The sequence below is a fragment of the Diaphorobacter sp. ED-3 genome (assembly GCF_027625375.1).
Classification (GTDB): domain Bacteria; phylum Pseudomonadota; class Gammaproteobacteria; order Burkholderiales; family Burkholderiaceae_C; genus Diaphorobacter; species Diaphorobacter nitroreducens.
The window spans coordinates 1704254-1726602 of record NZ_CP115182.1 but is presented as its reverse complement, the minus strand read 5'-3'; the positions used below and the strand labels follow the sequence as shown (position 1 = coordinate 1726602).

Below are 22349 nucleotides of genomic sequence, written 5' to 3'. Positions count from 1 at the left end.
GCACGGCTATCCGTGCGCGCGGCGAGGCTTCTTGGCCGCAGTGGGCTTGGCAGGCGCCGCCTTGGCCGCCGTCTTGCGGGCCGGTGACTTTTTGGCGGCGGTGGATTTGGCCGCTGCCTTACCCGACGGTGCAAGGCGGGTCACGGAGGCGGGTTTGTCCTTGCGCGGCGGGGTGGCCGAGGCGCCCTCCAGGCTGCGCTTGAGCAACGCGGTGAGGTCCAGCACCTCCGCCCCCGCAGCCACCGCCGGTCCTTCATCCGGCTGAGCGACATGGGCAATCTCTCCCGCAGAGGCCTTGGCCTCGACCAGCCTGTGGATCTCCTCAGAGAAGGAATTGCGGAAGCGGTCCGCGTTCCACTCCTGCGTCATGTCCTCGATGAGCTGCATGGCCATGGCCAGCTCCGCGTCCTTGATACCCGCGGCTTTCGCATCCAGCGGCGGCAGGGCCAGTTGCTCGAATGAGCGGATCTCCCCTCCCCAGCGCAGCAGGTTGAGGATCAGCGCTCGGCCGCACGGAATGAGCACGGCCAAGTGCTGCTTGGACTGGATCACCACTTTGGCCACGCCCACGCGGTTGCTCTGGCGCAGGGCCTCGCGCAGCAGCGCGTACACCTTTTCGCCACGCTTGAGAGGCGCCGTGTAATAGGGACGCTCCAGGTAGACAAAGGGGATCTCGTCGGCGTCAAGAAACGCCTCGATCTCGATCGTCTGCGTGACCTTAGGAAAGGCGGCCGCGATTTCCTCGGGCGTCAGAATGACGTAGCGGCCTTCTTCATACTCCACACCCTTGACGATATCGGCCGTGGCGATTTCCTTGCCCGTGATTTTGTTCACACGCTTGTACCCCACCGGCTCCATCGACCGGCGGTCCAGCCAGTCAAAGTCGATGCCCGAGCTGACGGTCGCCGAGTACAAGCCCACGGGAATATGGACGAGGCCAAAGCTGATCGCCCCCTTCCACAGGGTGCGTGTCGAGGTGGGGGCCTTGCCCTGCCCCTGCTTCGCGCCAGATGGGAGGGCGTCGCTCGCGGTGGGTTGCTTAGATCGCATGTGCAAACGCTATCCATGACGCAGGGGCGCAGATGTAGGACGGCGGTTGCTTCTATCGTGGTGGAATCTCCGATCATCCTGGGGCGTCGGACTATGTGCGGAGGCTTCTTGCCGTCGGCCTGATGTGCGGACGCTGTCGCATCCCCATCGCCGCGCCCCCCGGTGCATCGCCCTGCACCCGACAACTGCACTGCCCGCACACGGACCAGCGGCTCGCTCTGCTTGTTCAGGCAGCCTGGCAGGCACCAGCACTAAGCCACACGTTCATAGGCAGCCCCGTGTGCGCCCCGTTCGGCGCACGCCCTCTTCCCCACTGCAATCCATATTCACACAAAAAGGCTGCAACCCCTACCTAGCAAGCGCCAGCAGCTCCTATTTTTAGAGCAAAAAAAACAACGCCCGGTGTTCAGACCGGGCGTTGTGCAAAAGTTGACGGGGTTACAGGAGCAGCACCTACTGCCTGCTAGACGCCGGTAAGCGTCACTCCCACTCGATGGTGGCAGGCGGCTTGCTCGACACGTCGTAGGTCACGCGGTTGATGCCGCGCACCTCATTGATGATGCGGCTGGAGACCTTCTTCAACAGCGCGTAGGGCAACTCCGCCCAGTCGGCTGTCATGAAGTCGCTGGTCTGCACCGCGCGCAATGCCACCACATAGTCGTAGGTGCGGCCATCGCCCATCACGCCCACGCTCTTGACGGGCAGGAACACGGTGAAGGCCTGGCTGGTGAGGTCGTACCAGGTCTTGCCCGTGGCTTCGTCGGTGAAGTTGCGCAGCTCTTCGATGAAGATGGCATCGGCGCGGCGCAGCAGGTCGGCGTATTCCTTCTTCACCTCGCCCAGAATGCGCACGCCCAGGCCCGGGCCAGGGAACGGATGGCGGTAGACCATTTCGCGCGGCAGTCCCAGGGCCACGCCGAGCTCACGCACCTCGTCCTTGAACAGGTCGCGCAGCGGCTCCAGCAGTTTGAGGCCGAGTTGCTCGGGCAGCCCGCCCACGTTGTGGTGGCTCTTGATGGTGACGGCCTTCTTGCTCTTGGCACCGCCGGACTCGATCACGTCGGGGTAGATAGTGCCTTGCGCCAGGAAGGTCGCGCCCTTGTGGCCCTGGCCGCTGGCCTTGAGCTTTTCGGCTTCGGCCTTGAACACGTCCACGAACAGGCGGCCGATGATCTTGCGCTTTTGCTCGGGCTCGGACACACCGGCCAGCTCACCCAGGAACAGGTCCGAGGCATCCACGCGCACCACCTTCGCGTGCAGCTTGCCTGCGAACATGTCCATGACCATATCGCCTTCGTTGAGGCGCAGCAGGCCGTGGTCCACGAACACGCAAGTGAGCTGGTCGCCAATCGCACGGTGGATCAGGGCCGCAGCCACCGACGAATCCACACCGCCAGACAGGCCCAGGATCACTTCCTCGTCGCCCACCTGCTCGCGGATCTTCTGCACGGCTTCCTCGATGTGGTCGCGCATGATCCAGTCCGCCTGGGCGCCACAGATCTCGCGCACGAAGCGGTTGAGCAGCGCGGCGCCCTGCACCGTGTGCGTGACCTCGGGGTGGAATTGCACGGCGTAGAAGCGCCGCGTTTCGTCCGCCATGCCGGCGATGGGGCAGCTGCCGGTGGAGCACATCAGCTTGAAACCGGGAGGCAGCTCGGTGACCTTGTCGCCGTGGCTCATCCACACCTTCAGCATGCCGTGGCCCTCGGGCGTGGAGAAATCCTCGATGCCCTTGAGCAGCGCGGTATGGCCATGGGCGCGGACTTCGGCATAGCCGAACTCGCGGCTGTGCGAGCCCTCGACCTTGCCGCCCAGCTGAGCGGCCATGGTCTGCATGCCGTAGCATATGCCCAGCACGGGCACGCCCAACTCGAACACGGCGTCAGGGGCGCGGTCGTCCACTTCGTAAACGCTGGCGTGGCTGCCCGACAGGATCACACCCTTGAGCTTGCCGTCTGCGGCGAACTGGCGCACCCAGTCGCTGCTCACGTCGCAGGGGTGGACCTCGCAGTAGACATGCGTCTCGCGCACGCGGCGCGCGATGAGTTGGGTGACCTGGGAGCCGAAGTCGAGGATGAGGATCTTGTCGTGTTGCATGGAGAGCGACAGGGTCGGTAAAAGACAAAAGGCCCGAACACCTGGAGACGGGTTCGGGCCTGCGGAATGGCGAAAACTCAGTCCGCCCGGTAGTTGGGGGCTTCCTTGGTGATCTGCACGTCGTGCACGTGCGACTCGCGGATGCCAGCCGCCGTGATCTCCACGAATTCGGCCTTGTTGTTCATCTCTTCGATGGTTGCGCAACCACAGTAGCCCATGGCCGCACGCACGCCGCCGGCCATCTGGAACACGATGGACACCATGGAGCCCTTGTAGGGCACGCGGCCTTCGATGCCCTCGGGCACCAGCTTGTCAGCGTTGGGATTGCCCGTGGTGGCTTCCTGGAAGTAGCGGTCGGCCGAGCCCTGCTGCATGGCGCCGATCGAGCCCATGCCACGGTAGCTTTTGTAGGACCGGCCCTGGTACAGGATGACTTCGCCCGGCGCTTCCTCGGTGCCAGCGAACATGCCGCCCATCATGATGGTCGACGCGCCTGCGGCCAGCGCCTTGGCAATATCCCCCGAGAAGCGGATGCCGCCGTCGGCGATCAGCGGCACACCTGTGCCCTGAAGCGCGGTGGCGACGCTGTCGATGGCCATGATCTGGGGCACACCCACGCCAGCCACGATGCGTGTGGTGCAGATGGAGCCGGGACCGATGCCGACCTTGACCGCATCGGCGCCTGCCTCGGCCAGGGCCAGCGCGGCAGCGCCGGTGGCGATGTTGCCGCCGATCACGTCCACCTGCGGGTAGTTCTGTTTGACCCAGCGCACGCGGTCGATCACACCTTTGCTGTGGCCATGGGCTGTATCCACCACGATGGCATCCACACCGGCCTTGACCAGCAACGCCACGCGCTCTTCGGTGCCCGCGCCGACGCCCACGGCAGCGGCCACGCGCAGGCGGCCTGCCGCATCGCGCGCGGCGTTGGGGAACGTGGTCTGCTTGTTGATGTCCTTGACCGTGATGAGGCCCTTGAGCTCAAAGGCGTCGTTCACCACCAGCAGGCGCTCCAGCTTGTGGCGGTTGAGCAGTGCCTTGGCCTGCGCCGGGGTGGTGCCGTCTTTTTCGTTGACGGTGATCAGCTTCTCGCGCGGCGTCATGATCTCACGTACCTTGACGTCGTAGCGCGTCTCGAAGCGCACGTCGCGGCTGGTGACGATGCCCACCACCTTGCCACCATCACAGACCGGGAAGCCCGAGATGCCCAGGTTCTCGGACAGTTCCAGCACCTGCAGCACCGTGTGTTCGGGCGTGATGACCACGGGATCGTGCACCACGCCGGACTCATGCCGCTTGACCTTTGACACCTCGGCCGCCTGCTGCTCGGCCGTCATGTTCTTGTGGATGACGCCAATCCCCCCTTCTTGCGCGATGGCGATGGCCAGACGCGCTTCGGTCACGGTGTCCATGGCGGCGGACACGAGCGGGAGGTTCAGGGTGATGTTGCGCGTGAAGCGCGTGACGAGGGAGGTGTCCTTGGGCAGGACCTGGGAGTACGCCGGCACCAACAACACATCGTCGAAGGTGAGCGCTTTTCCAAGAAGGCGCATGTGAAAGCTCCAAAAAAAGGATTGTACCCGCCGCGCGACAAATCGCACACACCCCGCGTGAGCGCCCCTTGGTGGGTGCAGCCGCTCACCGCTACACTCGCCCGCATGAAACCGCACAAGCTTCTTCTGCTGGCGCTGGGCTGCTCCTGGGCCATGGGCGCAACGGCCCAATGGCAATGGGTGGACAAGGATGGGCGCAAGGTGTTCAGCGACCGCCCGCCGCCACAGGACATTCCTGACAAGAGCATCCTCAAGCAACCGCAGCGCGCCCTGCCGCGTACAGCGATGGCAGCGCCCGCTTCGCCAGCGTCGGCCCCCGCATCCGAAGCCGCCGCGCCTGCCAGCGGCAAGGACAAGCAGCTGGAGGAGAACAAGGCCAAGGCTGACGCCGCCGAAGCCGCCAAGAAGAAAGCGGAGGAGGACCGCGTGGCCAAGGCCCGTGCCGACAACTGCGCGCGCGCCAAACGCGCAAAGGAGCAGTTGGCGCCCGGCCAGTTGGTGAGCAATGTCAATGCCAAGGGGGAGCGGGGCTTCATGGACGACGCAACCCGCGCAGCAGAATTACGCCGAGCGGAAGCAACCATCGCTTCCGACTGCAAGTAGCAGCTACCCCATAACCGCCGCCACCGGCCGCCCTTCCGCATGGATGAGGCGGCCGTTTTGTTTTCAGCGCATGCTGGGAAGCACTCTCAATAACCGGACTTGGCCCCCGGCCGGCGTTTGGCGAACAATCCCGCTGCACGAGCGCCCTGGCGCGCAAAGCGCTGGCGGCGCGCCAGCTTCGGGTCAACCCGCAAGGGGCGGCAGCCTTCCACGCGGTCACCATCGTGCAGCAAATCGTCCAGTCTGCCTTCCCTGCCCCAAATGCCCCAGACAAGCCCCTCAGCCTGCGCATCCAGTCCGCAGGCGCTCAGAGCATCGACCACCGTAGCACCGGCCGGAAGCAGCACCACCCACTCGTGCACATCGCCCGGTTGCCGCGAGATGGCCACCGCGATGCGCAGCCGCCCCGGCGGGGGCAAGGTTTCAGCCATAGACCTGCTCGGCCCGTTTGATGAAGGCATCAATGAACGTGGCGGCGATGCGGTCAAACACGGGGCCGACCAACGCCGCCAACGCCCGGTTGTCAAAGCCGTAGCTCAGCTGCAGTTCGACCTTGCATGCGCGCTGCGTACCGTCCCCCACAGGATGAAAGTGCCAGTCGCCGTCGAGCTGTGAAAAGGGGCCCTCCACCAGTTCCATCTTGACGCGGCGCCCGGGCTCATGCGTATTGCGCGTGACAAACGACTTGCGTATGCCGCCCAACGCAATGCCCACTTCCGCCTTCATGCCATTTGCATGGGTTTCCAGGACGGTGGCGTGGTCGCACCAGGGCAGGAACTGCGGATACTTGGCCACGTCCGTCACGAGGGCGAACATTTCTTCGGGGCTGTACCAGATGAGGACGGACTTGTTGACAGTTTTCATGCAGGCGAAGGCTGGATGGGCCTGATGGCACAGCCGGCCTAGAATCGATGGTGCGAGACGACAACAATTGTAGGGAGACCCTTGATCTCCCGGTTTGCGCCGCATCTATTCACCATGGCCAAGAAACCTGACACATCGTCCCGCATCGCCGACAACAAGAAGGCGGCATACAACTATTTCTTTGAAGAGCGCTACGAGGCGGGGCTGGTGCTGCACGGCTGGGAGGTCAAGGCACTGCGCGAGGGCAAGGTGCAACTTACCGACGGCTACGTGATCATCAAAGATGGGGAACTGTTTCTCATCGGCTGCCAGATCAACCCGCTCAAGACCGCGTCCACGCACGTCAGCCCCGACGCGGCGCGCATCAAAAAGCTGCTGATGCACAAGGACGAGATCCGGCGCCTGATCGGCAAGGTCGAGCAAAAAGGCTACACCCTGGTGCCGCTGAATCTCCACTGGAAGGACGGCCGCGCCAAATGCGAGATTGCCTTGGCCAAGGGCAAGGCCGAGCACGACAAGCGCGACACCATCAAGGAGCGCGAAGGTAAGCGCGAGGTGGAACGCGTCATGAAGAGCCGCCACCGCTGATCTTTTTTTGGCGGAGGGTGGAATAAACGCACCGCCCCCGGTGTTCATGCCAGCGTCCGGCCACAATTCCTCTGGCCGGCACCCTTCCGGAGAACACCATGACCAAGCTCAGTTCCCTGCTCGCCGCGCTGGCACTCGCCGGCTGTTATTCCCTCGCGCCCGCGCAAGTCAGCACCCAGGACGGCGTGCTCGTCGGCCCGAACGGCATGACGCTCTACACCTTCGACAAGGACGTAGCGGGCGATGGCCAGTCGGCCTGCAACGGCGCCTGCGCCACCAACTGGCCACCCCTGACCGCCACCAGCGCCCCCGCGGGTGAAGGCTACAGTCTGATCCAGCGCGCCGACGGCGCCAAGCAGGTGGCCTACAAGGGCAAGCCGCTGTACTACTGGATCAAGGACGGCAAGCCCGGCGACAAGACGGGGGACGGCGTGAACAACCTGTGGCGCACCGCCAAGCCATGAGCCCCACAATGCGCCCATGAACCGCGTCCAGATCGTGGAGCAACTGCCGGGGTTGCGCCGCTATGCGCGCGCGCTCACCGGCGACGCATGGGCAGCCGACGATCTGGTGCAGGACACGCTGGAGCGCGCCTGCCGCAAGTGGCTGCTGTGGCGCGGCGGCAGCAATCTGCGCGCCTGGCTTTTCACGCTGATGCACAACCTGTACCTCAACCAGCGCCGCGGCCTGGTGCCCGTGCAGGCGCTGGATGTGGATGCCCTGGCGGCCATCGCGGACGCGGCTGACGCCTCCCACGAAACAGCCATGGACCTGGACCGCTGCCTGCAACGCCTGCCCGTCGATCAACGGGCCGTGCTGCTCCTGGTGACACTGGAAGACATGGCCTATGCCGACGTGGCGCGTGTGCTGGGTATACCGGAAGGCACGGTGATGTCGCGGTTGTCCCGCGCTCGCGCACGCATGCGCGAGTTGATGGAGCCCTCAGTCCACGCCCAGCCGTCATCCACCCCGACTGCCTTGCGCCGCATGAAATGAAGCGCCCTTTCCGCCCGTAGTGAGCCCGCCATGAAGCCCGACCCTTTCAGCCCTTCGGACGAGACGCATCTGCATGCTTTGGCGGACGACCGGCTGCCGCGCGCCCAGGCAGAGTCGCTGCACTCCCGCATGGACTCCTCGCAGAGGCAGCGTGCCGAAGCGTGGGCGCAACAGCGTGCGCAGCTGCAGACCCTGCACGCTGACTGGTTGCGGCAGCCTGTGCCCAATGTGCTGGTACAGGCGGCAGAGCGCCTGCAAGACGCACACGACACGCAACAGCACTGGGCCCGTTGGGGCGGCTTTGCCGCGGGCTGGGTGCTGGCGTTCGGGCTGGGCTGGAGCCTGCATGCGACGGACGGCAAACAAACCACACTGGCCACGGCCCCCCCGCAACGGTTCGTGCAGCAGGCGGCCGTGGCGCACGCGGTCTACCAACCCGAACAGCGCCATCCTGTGGAAGTGGCGGCCGCGCAGCAGGACCACCTGGTGCAGTGGCTGTCCAAGCGGCTGGCGCGCCCGCTCACCGTGCCGCGGCTGCAGGCCGAGGGGTTCGAATTGATGGGCGGGCGCCTGCTGCCCGGCGGCAGCGGGGCGCGCGCGCAATTCATGTACCAGAACGCCGCGGGCGCGCGAATCACGCTGTACCTGGGCGCACTCGACGGCCTACAGGCTGCGGCCGCACCGACCACCGCGTTCCAGTTCCACGACGAAGGGACCGTGTCCAGTTTCTACTGGGTGGACCGGGGTTTTGGCTACGCCCTCAGCGGCGAACTGCCGCGGCCCACGCTGCAGGCGCTGGCCACGGCGGTGTACCAGCAGATCAGCGCAGCGCCGCCAGCGGGTGCGCGTGCGCCGGCCAAGGGCTCTTGAAGAACGCTTGCACCAGCGCGGGCTCCACATCCTCCACGCGCGCGGGGTTCCAGCGCGGGCTGTGGTCCTTGTCCACCGCCAGGGCGCGAATGCCCTCCACCGTCTCGCTCTGGCCGGGACGCAGGTAGAAGCAGTGCCGAACCATGTCGCGCTCCATGCGCAAGTCGTCGGCCAGGCCCATGCTGCGCGCACGGCGGACCTGCTCCAGCACGACATGCAGCATCAGTGGAGAGCGCTTGCGCAACGTGGCAGCCGTGGCGCGTGCCCACTCGTCGTCAGACTGCTCCAGCGCAGCCACGATGGCCGCCGCATCATCCAACGCGAAGTAGTGATCAATTTGGCCTCTAGCACTTACAGCGCAAGCGCCAGCAGCTACAAATTTTGATGCAACCCACTGCTGAACGGCAGCGCCGTCGGCAAACGTCTGCAACGCCAGACCGTCCCACACCGCCGCTTGCTGGTCCGCCGGCAGGAAGCCGTCCGCCAGGCCGAAGTCAATGGCATCGGCTGCGCCGATGGCGTCGCCCGTCAGTGCCAGCCACTCGCCCACGCGGCCAGGGCAGCGCGAGAGGAAGTAGCCGCCGCCCACATCGGGGAACAGGCCGATCGCCGTCTCCGGCATGGCCATCTTGGTGCGCTCGGTCACGATGCGCAGCGTGCCGCCCTGGCTGATGCCCATGCCGCCCCCCATGACGATGCCGTCCATGAAGGCGATGTAGGGCTTGCCGAAGGTGTGGATCAGATGGTTGAGGGCGTATTCCTCGGTGAAGAAGTCCTCCAGTTGCGGATTGCCCGTGCTGCCCGCGGCGTGCAAGAAGCGGATGTCGCCGCCCGCGCAGAAGGCACCGAAGGGCCCTTCGCGGCCGTTGCCGCGGATCGCCACGGCCAGTACCTTGTCGTCATGCTGCCAGGCCAGCAGCGCCGCCATCAGGTCGCGCACCATGCCCAGCGACAAGGCATTCAGCGCCTTCGGGCGGTTCAGCGTGATGCAGCCCACCTGGCCGCGCACCTCGGTCACGACTTCCGCCGTCATCTCCGTCATTGTTGTTCCTTCCATCCAAGCAGTTCATTGAAAACGAGCGCGCCGATCACCAGCGCGCCTCCCATCAGCACGGCCGGGGCTGGGCGCTCTCCAGCGCCCACCCAGGCCAGCAGAATGCCAAAGATCACTTCCAGCAGGCCCAGCAGCGCAATCTCAGGCGCCTTGAGCACGCGCGCGCAGTACACCACCAGCACGCAGGGGATCGCCAATTGGACCAGACCCAGCAGGGCCAGAAGGGACAAATCACGCGCCGTGGCCTGGAACGGCCAGGCGAGCGGCAGCGTGGCCAGGGCGGACAGCGCCGCCCCCAGCAGCACGGCGGGCACCAGGTCCACCGCATGGCCCTGGCGCTGCGAGTGCTGCACCACCACCCAGTTCACGGCCGCCGCGACCGGCACGCACAAGGCAACAAGCACGCCCACCACGGACAGGCCGGAGATGCCCGAGCCATACATCCACCCGATGCCTGCGCCCGCCAATGCAATCGCGCACCAGGTGCGCGGCGCGATGTGGTGGCCAATGAAGGCGCGCGCCAGCAATGCCGTGAGCAACGGTCCGATGGCCATGGTGACCAATACGCTGGCCACTGGGATGAGCAATATGGCGATCATGAAGGCCGTGAACATCACGCTCCAGCACACGCCAGAGATCCACACCGCCCGCCCCCCGCGCCGCAGATTGGCCAGCAACGCCCTGCCCTGCAGCACCGGCAGGATCACGCACAGCGACAGCAGCATGAAGAAGCTGCGCCAGAAGGTCACTTCAAAGCTGCGCGCCTGGTCCAGATGGCGCGTGACGACGCCCGCGATGGACCACATGAAGGTGACGGCCACCATCAGCCAGACCGCCCGCGCGTGGCCGGGCAAGGCATTCGCGGTCATCGCTGTCTCCTCCCTGTGGATTTCTTGTGTCGTCGGCATGTGCTACCCACGCATGCCGTGAGGCCCGCATGTTAGCGGCTGGCGCCATACCGCGCTGCCTCAGATGCGCGAAGGGCGAACCCTCCTTGCGGATGGGCTCACCCTTCGTCGGCTCGCAGCGCCTTGGCTGCCGCAGCCAAGCCGGTTCAGGCAGAACAGGCCTTGCCGATCACGCGCCTTCGCGGCTGGCGCGCTTGCGCTCGTGCTCCTTGAGGTGGCGCTTGCGCAGGCGAATGCTCTTGGGCGTGATCTCCACCAGTTCATCGTCCTCGATGAACTCCACACCGTACTCCAGCGTGAGGTCGATCGGGGGCGTGATCTTGATCGCGTCTTCCTTGCCGCTCACGCGGAAGTTGGTGAGCTGCTTGGTACGCGTGGCGTTCACCACCAGGTCGTTGTCGCGGTTGTGCACGCCGACGATCATGCCTTCGTACACCGGGTCGCCTGCCTTCACGAACATGCGGCCACGGTCGTCGAGCTTACCCAGGGCGTAGGTGAAAATTTCACCATCGTCCATGGAAATCAGAACGCCGTTCTTGCGGCCGCCAATGTCGCCCTTATGCGGCTCATAGCTGTCGAAGATGTTGCTGATGAGGCCCGAGCCGCGCGTCAGGTTCAGAAATTCGTTGGTGAAACCGATCAGGCCACGGGCCGGGATGCGGTACTCCAGGCGCACGCGGCCACGGCCGTCGGGCTCCATGTTCACCAGTTCACCCTTGCGCTCGCCGAGGGCCTGCATCACACCGCCTTGGTGGCCTTCCTCGATATCAGCGGTCACCAGTTCGATAGGCTCGCAGCGCTCGCCGTCGATGTCGCGGTACACCACACGCGGCTTGGAGACGGCCAACTCGTAGCCTTCACGGCGCATTTCTTCCAACAGGATGGTCAGGTGCAGTTCGCCGCGGCCGGACACCTCGAAGATGCCGTCCTCGTCGGTTTCCTTGACGCGCAGGGCCACGTTGGAACGCAGCTCCTTCTGCAGACGGTCCCAGATCTGGCGGCTGGTCACGAACTTGCCTTCACGGCCCGCCAGCGGCGAGGTGTTCACGCAGAAGTTCATCGTCAGCGTGGGCTCGTCGATCTTCAGCATGGGCAGCGGCTGGGGGTTGGCGGGGTCGGTGAGGGTCTCGCCGATACCCACGTTCTCGATGCCGTTGATGAGCACGATCTCGCTGGGGCCGGCTTCGCTCACCTGCACGCGGTCCAGGCCCTGGAACTGGTGGATCTGGTTCACGCGGCCCTTGTAGCTGGCGCCATCGGGGCCAGCCATGACCAGCACGTCCTGCCCGGCCTTGAGCGTACCCTGGGTGATGCGACCCACGCCAATGCGGCCCACGAAGGTGGAATAGTCCAGCGCCGATACCTGCATCTGCAGGGGTGCCGTGGCGTCACCCTTCACGGAGGGCACATGCTTGAGGATGGTCTCGAACAGCGCCGACATGTCGGGGCCCCATTGCTCGCCGGGGTTGCCCTGCTCCAGGGAGCTCCAGCCGTTGATGCCCGAGGCGTAGACCACGGGAAAGTCCAGTTGCTCGTCGGTGGCGCCCAGCTTGTCGAACAGATCGAAAGCGGCGTTCACCACGTAGTCGGGGCGCGCGCCGGGCTTGTCCACCTTGTTGACCACCACGATGGGCTTGAGGCCCAGCGCCAACGCCTTCTTGGTCACGAAGCGCGTCTGGGGCATGGGGCCTTCCTGCGCGTCGATCAGCAGCACCACGCCGTCCACCATCGACAGTGCACGCTCCACCTCGCCGCCGAAGTCCGCGTGGCCGGGCGTGTCCAGGATGTTGATGTGCGTGCCGTTCCAGCTCACGGCGCAGTTCTTCGCCAGGATGGTGATGCCGCGCTCGCGCTCGATGGCGTTGCTGTCCATCACGGTGTCCACGACCTTCTCGTGCTCGGCGAAGGTGCCGGACTGGCGCAGCAGTTGGTCCACCATCGTGGTCTTGCCATGGTCGACGTGGGCGATGATGGCGATGTTGCGGATTTGTTTGCTCATAGCGTAGTTGCTTCCAATGTGCCGCGTTCAGCCCGCGGCGAGCTCTCCAGAATCTGTTGAATTTCAAGGGGGCTGAGCAGCCGGTCTGGAATCAGCTCTCCTCCCCGCACATGCCCGACCCCCAGCAGCACGCGCGGGCGCGCCCCGAACACGGCCACGGCGGGCGCGTCGGGCCAGGGGCCGCGCCGGCGCATGCCCGAGAGGAAACGCCCGGCATTGTCATCGTCCAGCGTGACAGCCGTGTGCTGCGCCAGCAAGGTCTCCACCGGGTGCACGCAGGCCATGCGCGCATCCTCGTCCATGGCCTGCAGCGCCTCCAGCGTCACGCATCGCTCCACGCCGATACCGCCCGTGTCGATACGGCGCAGGAACGTGAGATGCGCGCCGCAGCCCAGCGCCTGGCCGATGTCTTCGCCCAGGGTGCGGATGTAGGTACCTTTGCTGCAGGTCACTACTATTTTAATAGCTGGTTGCGCTTGCTCCGTATGCGTTAGCGCCAGTTTCAATGCATGGATCGTGACATCACGCGCCTCGCGCTCCACGGCAATGCCGGCACGCGCGTACTCGTACAGCGCCTTGCCGTCTTTCTTGAGCGCGCTGTGCATGGGCGGCACCTGGCGGATGGGGCCAGTGAACTGCGCCTGTACCGCCGCCAGCCGCTCGGGTGTGAGCATGGCCGGATCGACCGCGCACTGCGCCAGCACCTGACCCTCGGCGTCACCGGTGGTTGTGGTGGTACCCAACAGTGCGACGGCTTCATAGGTCTTGGGCGCTTCCAGCTGCAACTGGCTGAACTTGGTGGCGGCACCAAAGCACAGCGGCAGCACACCACTGGCCAGCGGGTCCAGCGTGCCCGTGTGGCCAGCCTTCTCGGCGCGCAGCAGCCACTTCACCTTCTGCAAGGCGTCATTGCTGGACAGGCCCAGGGGTTTGTCGAGCAGCAGCACTCCGTGCACCGGGCGCCGCTGCACCCGGATGCGGGGAGCGCGTTCGGTCATGCTGCGTCGTCGTCTTTGGAACGAGAGGCCACCGCGCGCGCGATCAGCGCATTCATGTCGGCCGCCTTCTCGGTGGTGCGGTCGTACACGAAGTGCAGCGTGGGCACGGTGTGGATGTGCAGGCGCTTGAACAGGCCGTTGCGTAGAAAGCCAGCCGCCTGGTTCAAGGCCTCCTCGGAGGCCTCACCATCACCGATGAGCACACTGAAGAACACCTTGGCGTGCGCATAGTCCGGCGTCACCTCGACCCCTTGCAGCGTCACCATGCCGATCCGCGGATCCTTGAGATCGCGGATCAGCTCGGTGAGGTCGCGCTGGATCTGATCCGCGACCTTGAAGCCGCGGTTGGGGGAAGAGGATTTCTTGGCAGCCATGTCGTACGGCCCTTACAGCGTGCGTGCGATTTCCTTGATCTCGAAGAACTCCAGCTGATCACCTTCCTTGATGTCGTTGTAGTTCTTGAGCTTGATACCGCACTCGAAGCCTTCCTTGACTTCCTTGACGTCGTCCTTCATGCGGCGCACCGATTCCACATCGCCCGTGTAGATGACGATGTTGTCGCGCAGCAGGCGGAACTTGCAGTTGCGCGTGACCTGGCCCGACGTGATGTACGAACCCGCCACGGTACCGATCTTGGAGGCCACGAACACGGTACGGATCTCGGCCGTGCCGATGGCTTCCTCGCGCTGTTCGGGCGCCAGCATGCCGGACATCGCTGCCTTCACTTCATCCACGGCGTCGTAGATGATGTTGTAGTAGCGGATGTCCACGTCGTTGCCTTCGGCCGTTTTGCGGGCCTGCGCATCGGCGCGCACGTTGAAGCCAATAACGATGGCCTTGGAGGCGATCGCCAGGTTGACGTCCGACTCGCTGATGCCGCCCACGCCGGAGTACACGATCTGCACGCGGATCTCTTCGGTGGAGAGCTTGAGCAGCGAAGCCGCCAGCGCCTCCTGGGAGCCCTGCACGTCCGCCTTGATGATCAGCGGCAGGGTCTGCACCTCGCCCGCCCCCATCTCGGCAAACATGTTCTCCAGCTTGGCCGCTTGCTGCTTGGCCAGCTTGGTGTTGCGGAACTTGCCAGCGCGGTACGTCGCGATCTCGCGGGCGCGGCGTTCGTCCTGCAGCACCATGAAGTCGTCGCCCGCCTGGGGCACTTCGTTCAGGCCTTGGATCTCCACCGGGATCGACGGGCCGGCTTCCTTGGTCTGCTTGCCGTCTTCGTCCAGCATGGCGCGCACGCGGCCGAAAGTCTGGCCTGCAAGCACCACATCGCCCACCTTGAGCGTACCGGACTGCACCAGCACGGTGGCCACGGACCCGCGGCCCTTGTCCAGCTGGGCCTCGATGACGATACCCTTGGCAGCCGCATCGACGGGAGCCTTGAGTTCCAGCACCTCGGCCTGCAGCAGAACCTGCTCCAGCAGAGCATCAATGCCCATTCCCGTCTTGGACGACACGGCCACGAATGGCGAATCGCCGCCATATTCTTCAGGCACCACCTGCTCGCCCACCAGTTCCTGCTTGACGCGCTCGATGTTGGCCTCGGGCTTGTCTGCCTTGGTAAGCGCCACCACGATGGGAACACCAGCCGCCTTCGCGTGCTTGATGGCTTCCTTGGTCTGGGGCATCACGCCGTCGTCTGCCGCACACACCAGAATCACGATGTCGGTGGCCTGGGCGCCGCGCGCACGCATGGCCGTGAAGGCCTCGTGGCCCGGCGTGTCCAGGAACGTGACGATGCCGCGTGGCGTCTCCACATGGTAGGCGCCGATGTGCTGGGTAATGCCGCCAGCTTCGCCGGAGGCTACCTTGCTGCGCCGGATGTAGTCCAGCAGCGAGGTCTTGCCGTGGTCCACGTGGCCCATCACCGTCACCACGGGGGCGCGGGACAGTTGTTCGGCATCCTGGCTGGACACTTCCTCGGCGGTGAAGGCTTCCGGATCATCCAGAGCGGCCACCTTCGCGGTGTGGCCCATTTCCTCCACCACGATCATGGCGGTGTCCTGGTCCAGCGGCTGGTTGATGGTGACCATCTGGCCCATCTTCATGAGCGACTTGATCACTTCGGAAGCCTTGATGGCCATCTTGTGCGCCAACTCGGCCACGGTGATGGTCTCGGGCACATAGACCTCGAGCACGCGGAACTCTGTGGCTGCCTGCTGCTGGCGCTGGTCGTCGCGGTCATTGCCGCGGCGGCCGCGGGGGCCGCCACGCCAGTTGTTGCGCCCCACGCCGCCACTGCTGTCGCCGCGGGTCTTGATTTCCTTCTTCTTGGTTGTGTCGTTGGCCCAGCTGGACGACAGCTTGGCCGACTTGACCTCCTTGCCCGCCCCGCCTGGCGCCGATGGCGCAGCGGTGCGCGCGCCCGTGCCGGAACCGGTGGCGGGTTTGTGCAGCGTACCCTTCTTGGCATCCCCGGAAGCTCCCGCCTTGGCGGCAGGCTTGGGTTCCTCGGGCTTCTTCGCCACGAGCACCTTCTTGGGGGCAGCCATCATTGCGCGAATGGCCTCGGCCTCGGCAAGCGCCTTGCGGCGGCGCTCGTCCAGGTCGGCCGCACGCGCGGTTTCTTCCGCCGCGCGTGCCTTGGATTCTTCATCGGCCTTTGCCCGGGCATCGGCCTGTGCCTTCGCACGTTCTTCGGCCTCCACGGCAGCTTCGCGCTGCGCCTCGGCACGCTCCGCAGACTCCTGCGCCTTCTTTTCCGCCTGCTGGGCGGCATAGGCGGCAGCGCGTTCTTCGGCTTCGCGCTCGCGGCGCTCGCGCTCTTCACGCTCGCGGCGTGTCAAGGCCAACTCTTCCTCCTGGCGGCGAATCAGCTCTGCCTGACGGCGCGCCTCTTCCTCGCGGCGCACGAGCTCGAGATCCTCCGCCGAAGGAACGGATTCAGTCGCATCGGAAGGCGCGTCGACACTGTCGTCACGCTTGATGAAAGTACGCTTCTTACGCACTTCGACCTGGATCGTGCGTGCCTTGCCAGAAGCGTCGGCCTGCTTGATCTCGCTGGTGGACTTCTTGACCAGGGTGATCTTTTTGCGGTCACCCCCCGCAGTGCCATGACTGGCCTGCAGGTGGGCCAGCAGCTTTTGCTTGTCGGCTTCGTTTAGAACGTCCGACGGCGACGCCTTGACCACACCGGCGGACTTCAGCTGGTCCAGCAAGGTTTCAGGCGATTTCTTGAGCTCTGCAGCGAACTCAGCAACAGTGTTACTCGACATATTGTGTTCGAACCTCCCTGACCCTTACTCTTGCCCCGTGAACCAGTGCTCGCGCGCCTTCATGATCAAGGCGGTCGCATCTTCGGCAGACTGGCCGGTCAGCTCGGTCAGTTCGTCAATGGCCAAATCGGCCAGGTCGTCACGCGTATGCACGCCGCCTTCCGCCAACTTGGCGATCAGTTCGGGCGTTAAACCTTCGAGGTCACGCAGGTCTTGCGATACGCTTTCCACGCTTTCTTCACGAACGATTTCCATGGTGAGCAGCGCATCCTTGGCACGTGCGCGCAGTTCGTTCACCGTGTCCTCGTCGAAGCTCTCGATCTCCAGCATTTCCTGCAGCGGCACATAGGCCACTTCCTCGAGGCTGGCAAAGCCCTCCTCGATCAGGATGTTGGCGATCTCCTCATCCACATCCAGCTTCTCCATGAACAGGCGACGCGCGGCATCGGTTTCATTGGCCTGCTTCTGCGCGGATTCGGCCGCATCCATGATGTTGATCTTCCAGCCCGTGAGGTCGGACGCCAGGCGCACGTTCTGGCCGCCGCGTCCGATGGCGATGGCGAGGTTTTCCTCGTCCACCACGACGTCCATGGCATGCTTCTCTTCGTCGACCACGATGGAGGTCACGTTGGCCGGAGCAAGCGCGCCGATCACGAACTGCGCAGGGTCGTCGGACCACAGCACGATGTCCACGCGCTCCCCCGCCAGTTCGTTGGTCACGGCGTTCACACGCGTTCCGCGCACGCCCACGCAGGTGCCGATGGGGTCCACGCGCTTGTCATGGCTGAGCACAGCGATCTTCGCGCGGCTGCCGGGGTCACGGGCACAGCTTTTGATCTCCAGCAGGCCCTGCTCGATCTCGGGCACCTCGTTGCGGAACAACTCGATCATGAACTCCGGCGCGGAGCGCGAGAGGATGATGGGTGCTCCGCGCAGCGTGAGGTCCACATCCATGATCAGGGCGCGCACACGGTCTCCATTGCGCAGGTTTTCCTTCGGGATCATCTCGCCGCGACGCAGGCGCCCTTCCACCCGGCCGCTCTCGACGATGATGTCGCCCTTGTCCATGCGTTTCACCGTGCCGGTGAAAATTTTCTCGCCGCGTGACATGAAATCGTTGAGCAGCATCTCGCGTTCGGCATCGCGGATCTTCTGCAAGATCACCTGCTTGGCCGCCATGGCCCCGATGCGGCCGATCGGTACCGACTCGACGGCTTCCTCGATGTACTCCCCCACCTCGATATCGGCCACCCGTTCGCGGGCATCCATCAGCAGCTCTTCGGCGTCGGGGTTCTGCAATCCGGCATCGTCGGGCACCACCAGCCAACGACGGAAAGTCTCGTATTCGCCGCTGTCGCGATCAATCGACACGCGGATGTCCACTTCACCCTGGTAGAGCTTCTTCGTGGCCTGTGCCAGAGCAGACTCCACAGCGCCCAGGACCACATCGCGCTCCACGTTCTTTTCGCGCGAAATGGCTTCTACCAACATCAACAACTCGCGATTCATGCGACGGCTCTCCTGTTTCTCAATTCCTGACGAACTGCCCGTTCAGAGGACAGTCCGGTTATGCAACCTTCAGCCCGGCTCTCCGGGCTTGATCCCTCGTCCTTTGAAATCCACGATCGGCGCAAGCCGCGCCTCGCGCAACTCATCCAAAGTGAAACCAAGGGCCTGCAAAGGCGCTGGCACGCGCTTCTTGCTGATGCGCTGCCCCGGCTTCACGGGCGGCTCATCGCTCCAGACAATCTGCCAACCGCCCGAATCGGCATGCTCGAGCGTTCCCCGGAATTTCTTGCGGTTGGCATGCACTTGCCCTCCCGCCGCAGCGCCCATGGGCTGCTTGAGGGTGATGTCGATCACCTCGCCCTCGAAACGCTTGAAGTCCGCCTCGTTGCGCAACAAGCGATCGATCCCAGGGGATGAGACTTCCAACCGCGTGTAGTCCACCCCCTCCACCTCCAGCGCGAACTGCAGCTGACGGGTGACCTTTTCACAATCCTCTACGGTAATGAATTGCTCGACGCCTACGGCAGCGGACACCTCATCCGTGGGCGGCACCCAAACCAGGTCAATGGTAATGCGCAGCAACCCTCCGGCGGAGCGCTCAATCTCCACCAGGTCATAACCCAGCCCGGCCACGGTTTGTTCAACGATTTGCTGCAATGCCACGTGCGTGCGCTCTATCCAATTCCAAGTGATGGCCCCACCGGGGCCGGCAAGGCTGCAAAAACCAAAATCAAACGCCCAAAAAAAAAGGGCGGTAAGTACCCGCCCGTTTTGGTCGTGAAGCCAGTATTGTAGCCAATATGCGAGCCACCTGCAAAGATCAAAGGCACGTATCTTGCATTCGGGCGGGAATCAACCCTGGCGGCTTGACCGTATCCTCTCAAAAAGGTCCTGCGCTGTGCTGTCCATCGTGGCTACTTGGGAAGCCTGCTGCAAGCTTTGAAGCATGCGCCCCAACACTGTGGCCTGAGGCAATAGGGGTCCCAGAAACCGTGCAGCCCTCCCATCGGCAATCAAGACAGTAGGAAAAGTCTCTACATCCAGGTCGCCGACCACTTCTTCCTGATCCTCCACATCCACCCATTCAAAGCGCATTTGCGGCCAAGCGCGCGCAGTTTGCTCGAAGGCTTGACGGTATTCACGGCATACACCGCACCATTGTGCGCACAGGCACACGACCCACCACTGCGGCGTTGCGCTGGCATGTGAAGCAGCATCCGGCAAAAAGGCTTCGGAGCCCATGAGAAGTTCCTTAAGAATCACGCCCCTCACGGGCCCGATGGACATCGATCGTATCGACCCTGGAAGCCGCATTACCCCAGGCGTTGCGAATATATGAAAGCACATCCGCCACTTCTGCGTCACTCAAACGCTGCAGGAATGGCGGCATGCCATGGGGTTGCGGATTACCCCCGGTGGCTGGCAGATACCCGCCCTGCAGCACCATATGCACCAGATTGACAGGATTTTCCAGCATCACCGCCCGATTGCCTGCCAGCGGAGGAAAGGCCTCAGGATCGCCCTGGCCCTCGCCTCCATGGCACTGCACGCATTGACGCTCGTACGTGGCCCGCCCACGCTGCATCGATGCAGGTGAAGGGGGCCGCCGAGGCGCGGCGACCTTGTCCGTTGGCGGCAGCGCTTGCAGATAGTCCGCCATCGCTTGCAGATCGGCATCGCTCAAATACTGAAGGCTGTGGTAGACCACCTCCGCCATGGGGCCGGATACCGCGGCCCGGGGTGAGCGCCCCGCCCCCAGGAGCATGACCACATCCTGCCTGGGCCATTCCGCCACACCTCCTTCATTCGAGGTGTTGAGCGCTGGGGCGTACCAGCCTGCCGCCATCCCCCCGCTCAAACGCCCGTCTGTAGATACCGCCCCCATCGCGTTGCGCGGCGAATGGCATGCAGCACAGTGCCCGAGCCCCTGCACGAGATAGGCGCCTCGATTCCATTCCGCAGAGCGGGACGGTACGGGCTCGAATACACCAGGCCGAAAATACAACGCTCGCCACACTGCCAATGCCGCTTGGGTATTGAACGGGAAGCGCACGCGCGACGGCACGCCGGGTTGCACCACCGGCGGCAAGCTTTGCAAGAAGGCAAAGATGGCATCCGAGTCTTCACGGGTGATGCGCGTATAGCTGGGATAAGGAAAGGCCGGCGAAAGCAGCCTGCCATCGCGCGAACGGCCATTGTGCAGGGCTCGCCAGAATTCTGATGCGGACCACGCTCCGATACCCGTTTCCCGGTCGGGTGTCAGGTTGGGGGCGTAAATCACGCCAAAAGGCGTCTCTATCCCACGGCCCCCTGCGAATGCCACGCCTCCTTGTCGGGTGTGGCAGGCGAGGCAGTTACCGGCACGTGCCAAGTACTGGCCTCTGGCAATGTCGAGAGAGGCCGTGGTGGTCACGCGTTCGGCGTGCGGCAACGGAGCTTCATCCAGCCGGTTCAATACCCAGATCCCTCCCGCAACCAGCGCTACGGAAAGCCCCGCCGTCGCAAGCCTTTTGCGCCAAGCACTCATTGCACCTGCTCCGCGCCAGCCCGCAACGCCGGAGAATCCATGCCGCCACAGGGTATTGGCAGCGACGCCTTGATTGCCGGCGCCGGTGTGAACCTTGAGGGAACAGGACGGGAGGACAGCCACGCCGCGATGGAACTTACATCGGCAGCGGTCAGTTTGCTGGCGATGCGCGCCATGCAATCTGGCGCATGGGCGCGCCGCAGACCGGTCTGCCAGGCCCCCAATTGGCTGCTCACATAATCGCGAGACAGCCCCAGCAACCCTGGAATGAAAGGCGCGACGCCCGCCAGAGCATCGCCATGGCACTGCACGCAGGCCGGCAATTGGCGGCTCGCATCCCCCCACCGCACAAGCCTCTCTCCCTGCGCCAGTGTGGCTGCTGATACAGCTGCAGCCACCGGTGGCGCATAGGGCAGGTCCAGTCTTGCGAAGTGGTCCGCCATCTCCTGGAGATAGTCATCCGTCAGATGCTGCAGCAAGTACGCCATCTGCGGATAGCTGCGCCGGCCATCCCGGAAATTGAGCAGTTGGTTGTGCAGATATCCCGACGGCTTTCCCGCGATGCGAGGGAAATAACCGTCAGGAGTGGCACGCCCCTGCTTGCCATGGCACGCGGTGCAGGCCTGCACACGCGGCGCCATATCCACGGCCGGCGCGGCGGCCACCGAGGCAGCGAGCAGCATGCACAGCGCCCCTGCGGCGTGCAGCAAGGCGCGTATGAATTTCTCAACCACGTCCGACAAAAGGCATTTTGGTCGCCATGACGGTATGGAACAACACATTGGCCTCCAGCGGAAGATTGGCCATGTAAAGCACGGACTGCCCCACGATGTCCACGTCCATCAGAGGTTCCGCCGCAATCTGGCCATTGGCCTGTTGCACGCCCTGCGTCATGCGCTGTGCCAGCTCGGTCTGGGCGTTCCCGACATCGATTTGTCCCACCGCAATATCGTACTTGCGCCCATCGAGAGCCGCTGTCTTTGTCAGGCCCATCACCGCATGCTTGGTGGCGGTGTAGGCGATGGAGTTGGGCCGCGGGGCGTGCGCTGAAATCGAGCCGTTATTGATGATGCGCCCGCCCCGTGGCGACTGCGTCTTCATGACCCGAAAAGCGTTCTGCATGCAAAAGAACATGCCATTGAGGTTGACGTCGACCACCTGCCGCCACTGCTCCACCGCCAGATCCTCCAGCGGCACGGCGGGAGCACTCACGCCCGCATTGTTAAACAACAGATCCACGCGCCCGAACTGAAGCACAGCCCGGTCAAACAGCGTGCGCACCGCAGCGGGGTCGGACACATCGGTGGGAACGGCGAGCGCACGCACCCCACCCTCGGATTCGCCCACGACCTCCTGCAATAGCGACTCACGCCGCCCAGCGAGAACAACGCTCCATCCATCGCGCAGCAGCGCCAAAGCCGCCGCCTTGCCAATCCCTGACCCAGCCCCCGTAACGATGGCCACCTTCGATGCTTTAACCATATGCGACGCTTGTCTCCTGTCCTTCTTACCCAT

The 22349-nt window shown here is 64.3% G+C and carries 22 protein-coding genes; 5 read left to right on the top strand and 17 right to left on the bottom strand.

Annotated elements, in window-relative coordinates; all coding sequences use genetic code 11:
* Positions 1–6: 6 nt before the first annotated feature.
* From ku to guaB, 3 genes are all read right to left on the bottom strand, one after another.
* Positions 7–1050, bottom strand: coding sequence for a non-homologous end joining protein Ku (gene ku, locus PCQ86_RS08540; protein WP_270175270.1), 1044 nt, complete (start codon positions 1048–1050; stop codon positions 7–9).
* Between the two features lie 480 nt (positions 1051–1530).
* The gene (gene guaA, locus PCQ86_RS08535; protein ID WP_011805742.1) at positions 1531–3147 is read right to left on the bottom strand and encodes a glutamine-hydrolyzing GMP synthase; all 1617 of its coding nucleotides are present in this window, start codon (positions 3145–3147) and stop codon (positions 1531–1533) included.
* Positions 3148–3224: 77 nt separating this feature from the next.
* Complete coding sequence (guaB, locus tag PCQ86_RS08530) at positions 3225–4700, bottom strand: IMP dehydrogenase (protein WP_011805743.1); 1476 nt, start codon at positions 4698–4700, stop codon at positions 3225–3227.
* A gap of 105 nt (positions 4701–4805) precedes the next feature.
* Here guaB and PCQ86_RS08525 point away from each other — a divergent pair, with 105 nt between their 5' ends.
* Positions 4806–5303: a DUF4124 domain-containing protein gene (locus PCQ86_RS08525; protein WP_103738371.1), complete on the top strand. Its 498-nt coding sequence runs from the start codon at positions 4806–4808 to the stop codon at positions 5301–5303.
* Between the two features lie 86 nt (positions 5304–5389).
* Here the strand turns inward: PCQ86_RS08525 and PCQ86_RS08520 are convergent, their stop codons facing one another.
* Positions 5390–5734 carry an RnfH family protein gene (locus tag PCQ86_RS08520; protein WP_270175269.1) on the bottom strand — a complete coding sequence of 115 codons (345 nt, stop codon included), beginning with the start codon at positions 5732–5734 and terminating at the stop codon, positions 5390–5392.
* Positions 5727–6167: a type II toxin-antitoxin system RatA family toxin gene (locus tag PCQ86_RS08515; protein ID WP_011805746.1), complete on the bottom strand. Its 441-nt coding sequence runs from the start codon at positions 6165–6167 to the stop codon at positions 5727–5729. Before PCQ86_RS08515 ends, PCQ86_RS08520 begins: the two co-directional genes overlap by 8 nt.
* 114 nt (positions 6168–6281) lie before the next feature.
* Between PCQ86_RS08515 and smpB the strand changes: the two genes are divergently transcribed.
* From smpB to PCQ86_RS08495, 4 genes are all read left to right on the top strand, one after another.
* Positions 6282–6755 carry an SsrA-binding protein SmpB gene (gene smpB / locus PCQ86_RS08510; protein WP_011805747.1) on the top strand — a complete coding sequence of 158 codons (474 nt, stop codon included), beginning with the start codon at positions 6282–6284 and terminating at the stop codon, positions 6753–6755.
* A 98-nt stretch (positions 6756–6853) separates the two neighbouring features.
* Positions 6854–7219 carry a COG4315 family predicted lipoprotein gene (locus PCQ86_RS08505; RefSeq protein WP_270175268.1) on the top strand — a complete coding sequence of 122 codons (366 nt, stop codon included), beginning with the start codon at positions 6854–6856 and terminating at the stop codon, positions 7217–7219.
* Between the two features lie 16 nt (positions 7220–7235).
* Positions 7236–7751: an RNA polymerase sigma factor gene (locus tag PCQ86_RS08500; RefSeq protein WP_270175267.1), complete on the top strand. Its 516-nt coding sequence runs from the start codon at positions 7236–7238 to the stop codon at positions 7749–7751.
* 30 nt (positions 7752–7781) lie between these two features.
* Entirely contained in the window at positions 7782–8621 is an 840-nt protein-coding gene (locus PCQ86_RS08495; protein WP_270175266.1) for an anti-sigma factor family protein, read from the top strand.
* Here PCQ86_RS08495 and PCQ86_RS08490 read toward each other — a convergent pair.
* From PCQ86_RS08490 to PCQ86_RS08435, 12 genes are all read right to left on the bottom strand, one after another.
* Positions 8572–9663: an enoyl-CoA hydratase/isomerase family protein gene (locus PCQ86_RS08490; protein WP_011805751.1), complete on the bottom strand. Its 1092-nt coding sequence runs from the start codon at positions 9661–9663 to the stop codon at positions 8572–8574. The genes PCQ86_RS08495 and PCQ86_RS08490 overlap by 50 nt on opposite strands.
* Positions 9660–10544 carry a DMT family transporter gene (locus tag PCQ86_RS08485; protein WP_088887079.1) on the bottom strand — a complete coding sequence of 295 codons (885 nt, stop codon included), beginning with the start codon at positions 10542–10544 and terminating at the stop codon, positions 9660–9662. Before PCQ86_RS08485 ends, PCQ86_RS08490 begins: the two co-directional genes overlap by 4 nt.
* A gap of 208 nt (positions 10545–10752) precedes the next feature.
* Entirely contained in the window at positions 10753–12582 is a 1830-nt protein-coding gene (gene typA / locus PCQ86_RS08480; protein WP_011805753.1) for a translational GTPase TypA, read from the bottom strand.
* A complete protein-coding gene (gene truB / locus PCQ86_RS08475) occupies positions 12579–13580 on the bottom strand; it encodes a tRNA pseudouridine(55) synthase TruB (protein ID WP_011805754.1) in 1002 nt (333 codons plus the stop codon). The genes typA and truB overlap by 4 nt, the downstream gene beginning before the upstream one ends.
* On the bottom strand, positions 13577–13954 hold the full coding sequence (rbfA, locus tag PCQ86_RS08470; protein ID WP_011805755.1) for a 30S ribosome-binding factor RbfA: 378 nt from the start codon (positions 13952–13954) through the stop codon (positions 13577–13579). Before rbfA ends, truB begins: the two co-directional genes overlap by 4 nt.
* A gap of 12 nt (positions 13955–13966) precedes the next feature.
* Complete coding sequence (gene infB / locus PCQ86_RS08465) at positions 13967–16798, bottom strand: translation initiation factor IF-2 (protein ID WP_270175265.1); 2832 nt, start codon at positions 16796–16798, stop codon at positions 13967–13969.
* A 24-nt stretch (positions 16799–16822) separates the two neighbouring features.
* Positions 16823–18307, bottom strand: a complete 1485-nt coding sequence (nusA, locus tag PCQ86_RS08460; protein WP_047350559.1) for a transcription termination factor NusA — start codon at positions 18305–18307, stop codon at positions 16823–16825.
* 69 nt (positions 18308–18376) lie between these two features.
* Positions 18377–18970, bottom strand: coding sequence for a ribosome maturation factor RimP (gene rimP / locus PCQ86_RS08455; RefSeq protein WP_047350597.1), 594 nt, complete (start codon positions 18968–18970; stop codon positions 18377–18379).
* Positions 18971–19159: 189 nt separating this feature from the next.
* A complete protein-coding gene (locus tag PCQ86_RS08450) occupies positions 19160–19549 on the bottom strand; it encodes a thioredoxin family protein (protein ID WP_270175264.1) in 390 nt (129 codons plus the stop codon).
* Positions 19550–19559: 10 nt separating this feature from the next.
* Positions 19560–20834, bottom strand: a complete 1275-nt coding sequence (locus PCQ86_RS08445) for a c-type cytochrome (protein ID WP_270175263.1) — start codon at positions 20832–20834, stop codon at positions 19560–19562.
* Positions 20831–21517: a c-type cytochrome gene (locus PCQ86_RS08440; RefSeq protein WP_270175262.1), complete on the bottom strand. Its 687-nt coding sequence runs from the start codon at positions 21515–21517 to the stop codon at positions 20831–20833. Before PCQ86_RS08440 ends, PCQ86_RS08445 begins: the two co-directional genes overlap by 4 nt.
* A gap of 43 nt (positions 21518–21560) precedes the next feature.
* The gene (locus tag PCQ86_RS08435; protein ID WP_041838809.1) at positions 21561–22316 is read right to left on the bottom strand and encodes an SDR family oxidoreductase; all 756 of its coding nucleotides are present in this window, start codon (positions 22314–22316) and stop codon (positions 21561–21563) included.
* Between the last annotated feature and the right edge of the window lie 33 nt (positions 22317–22349).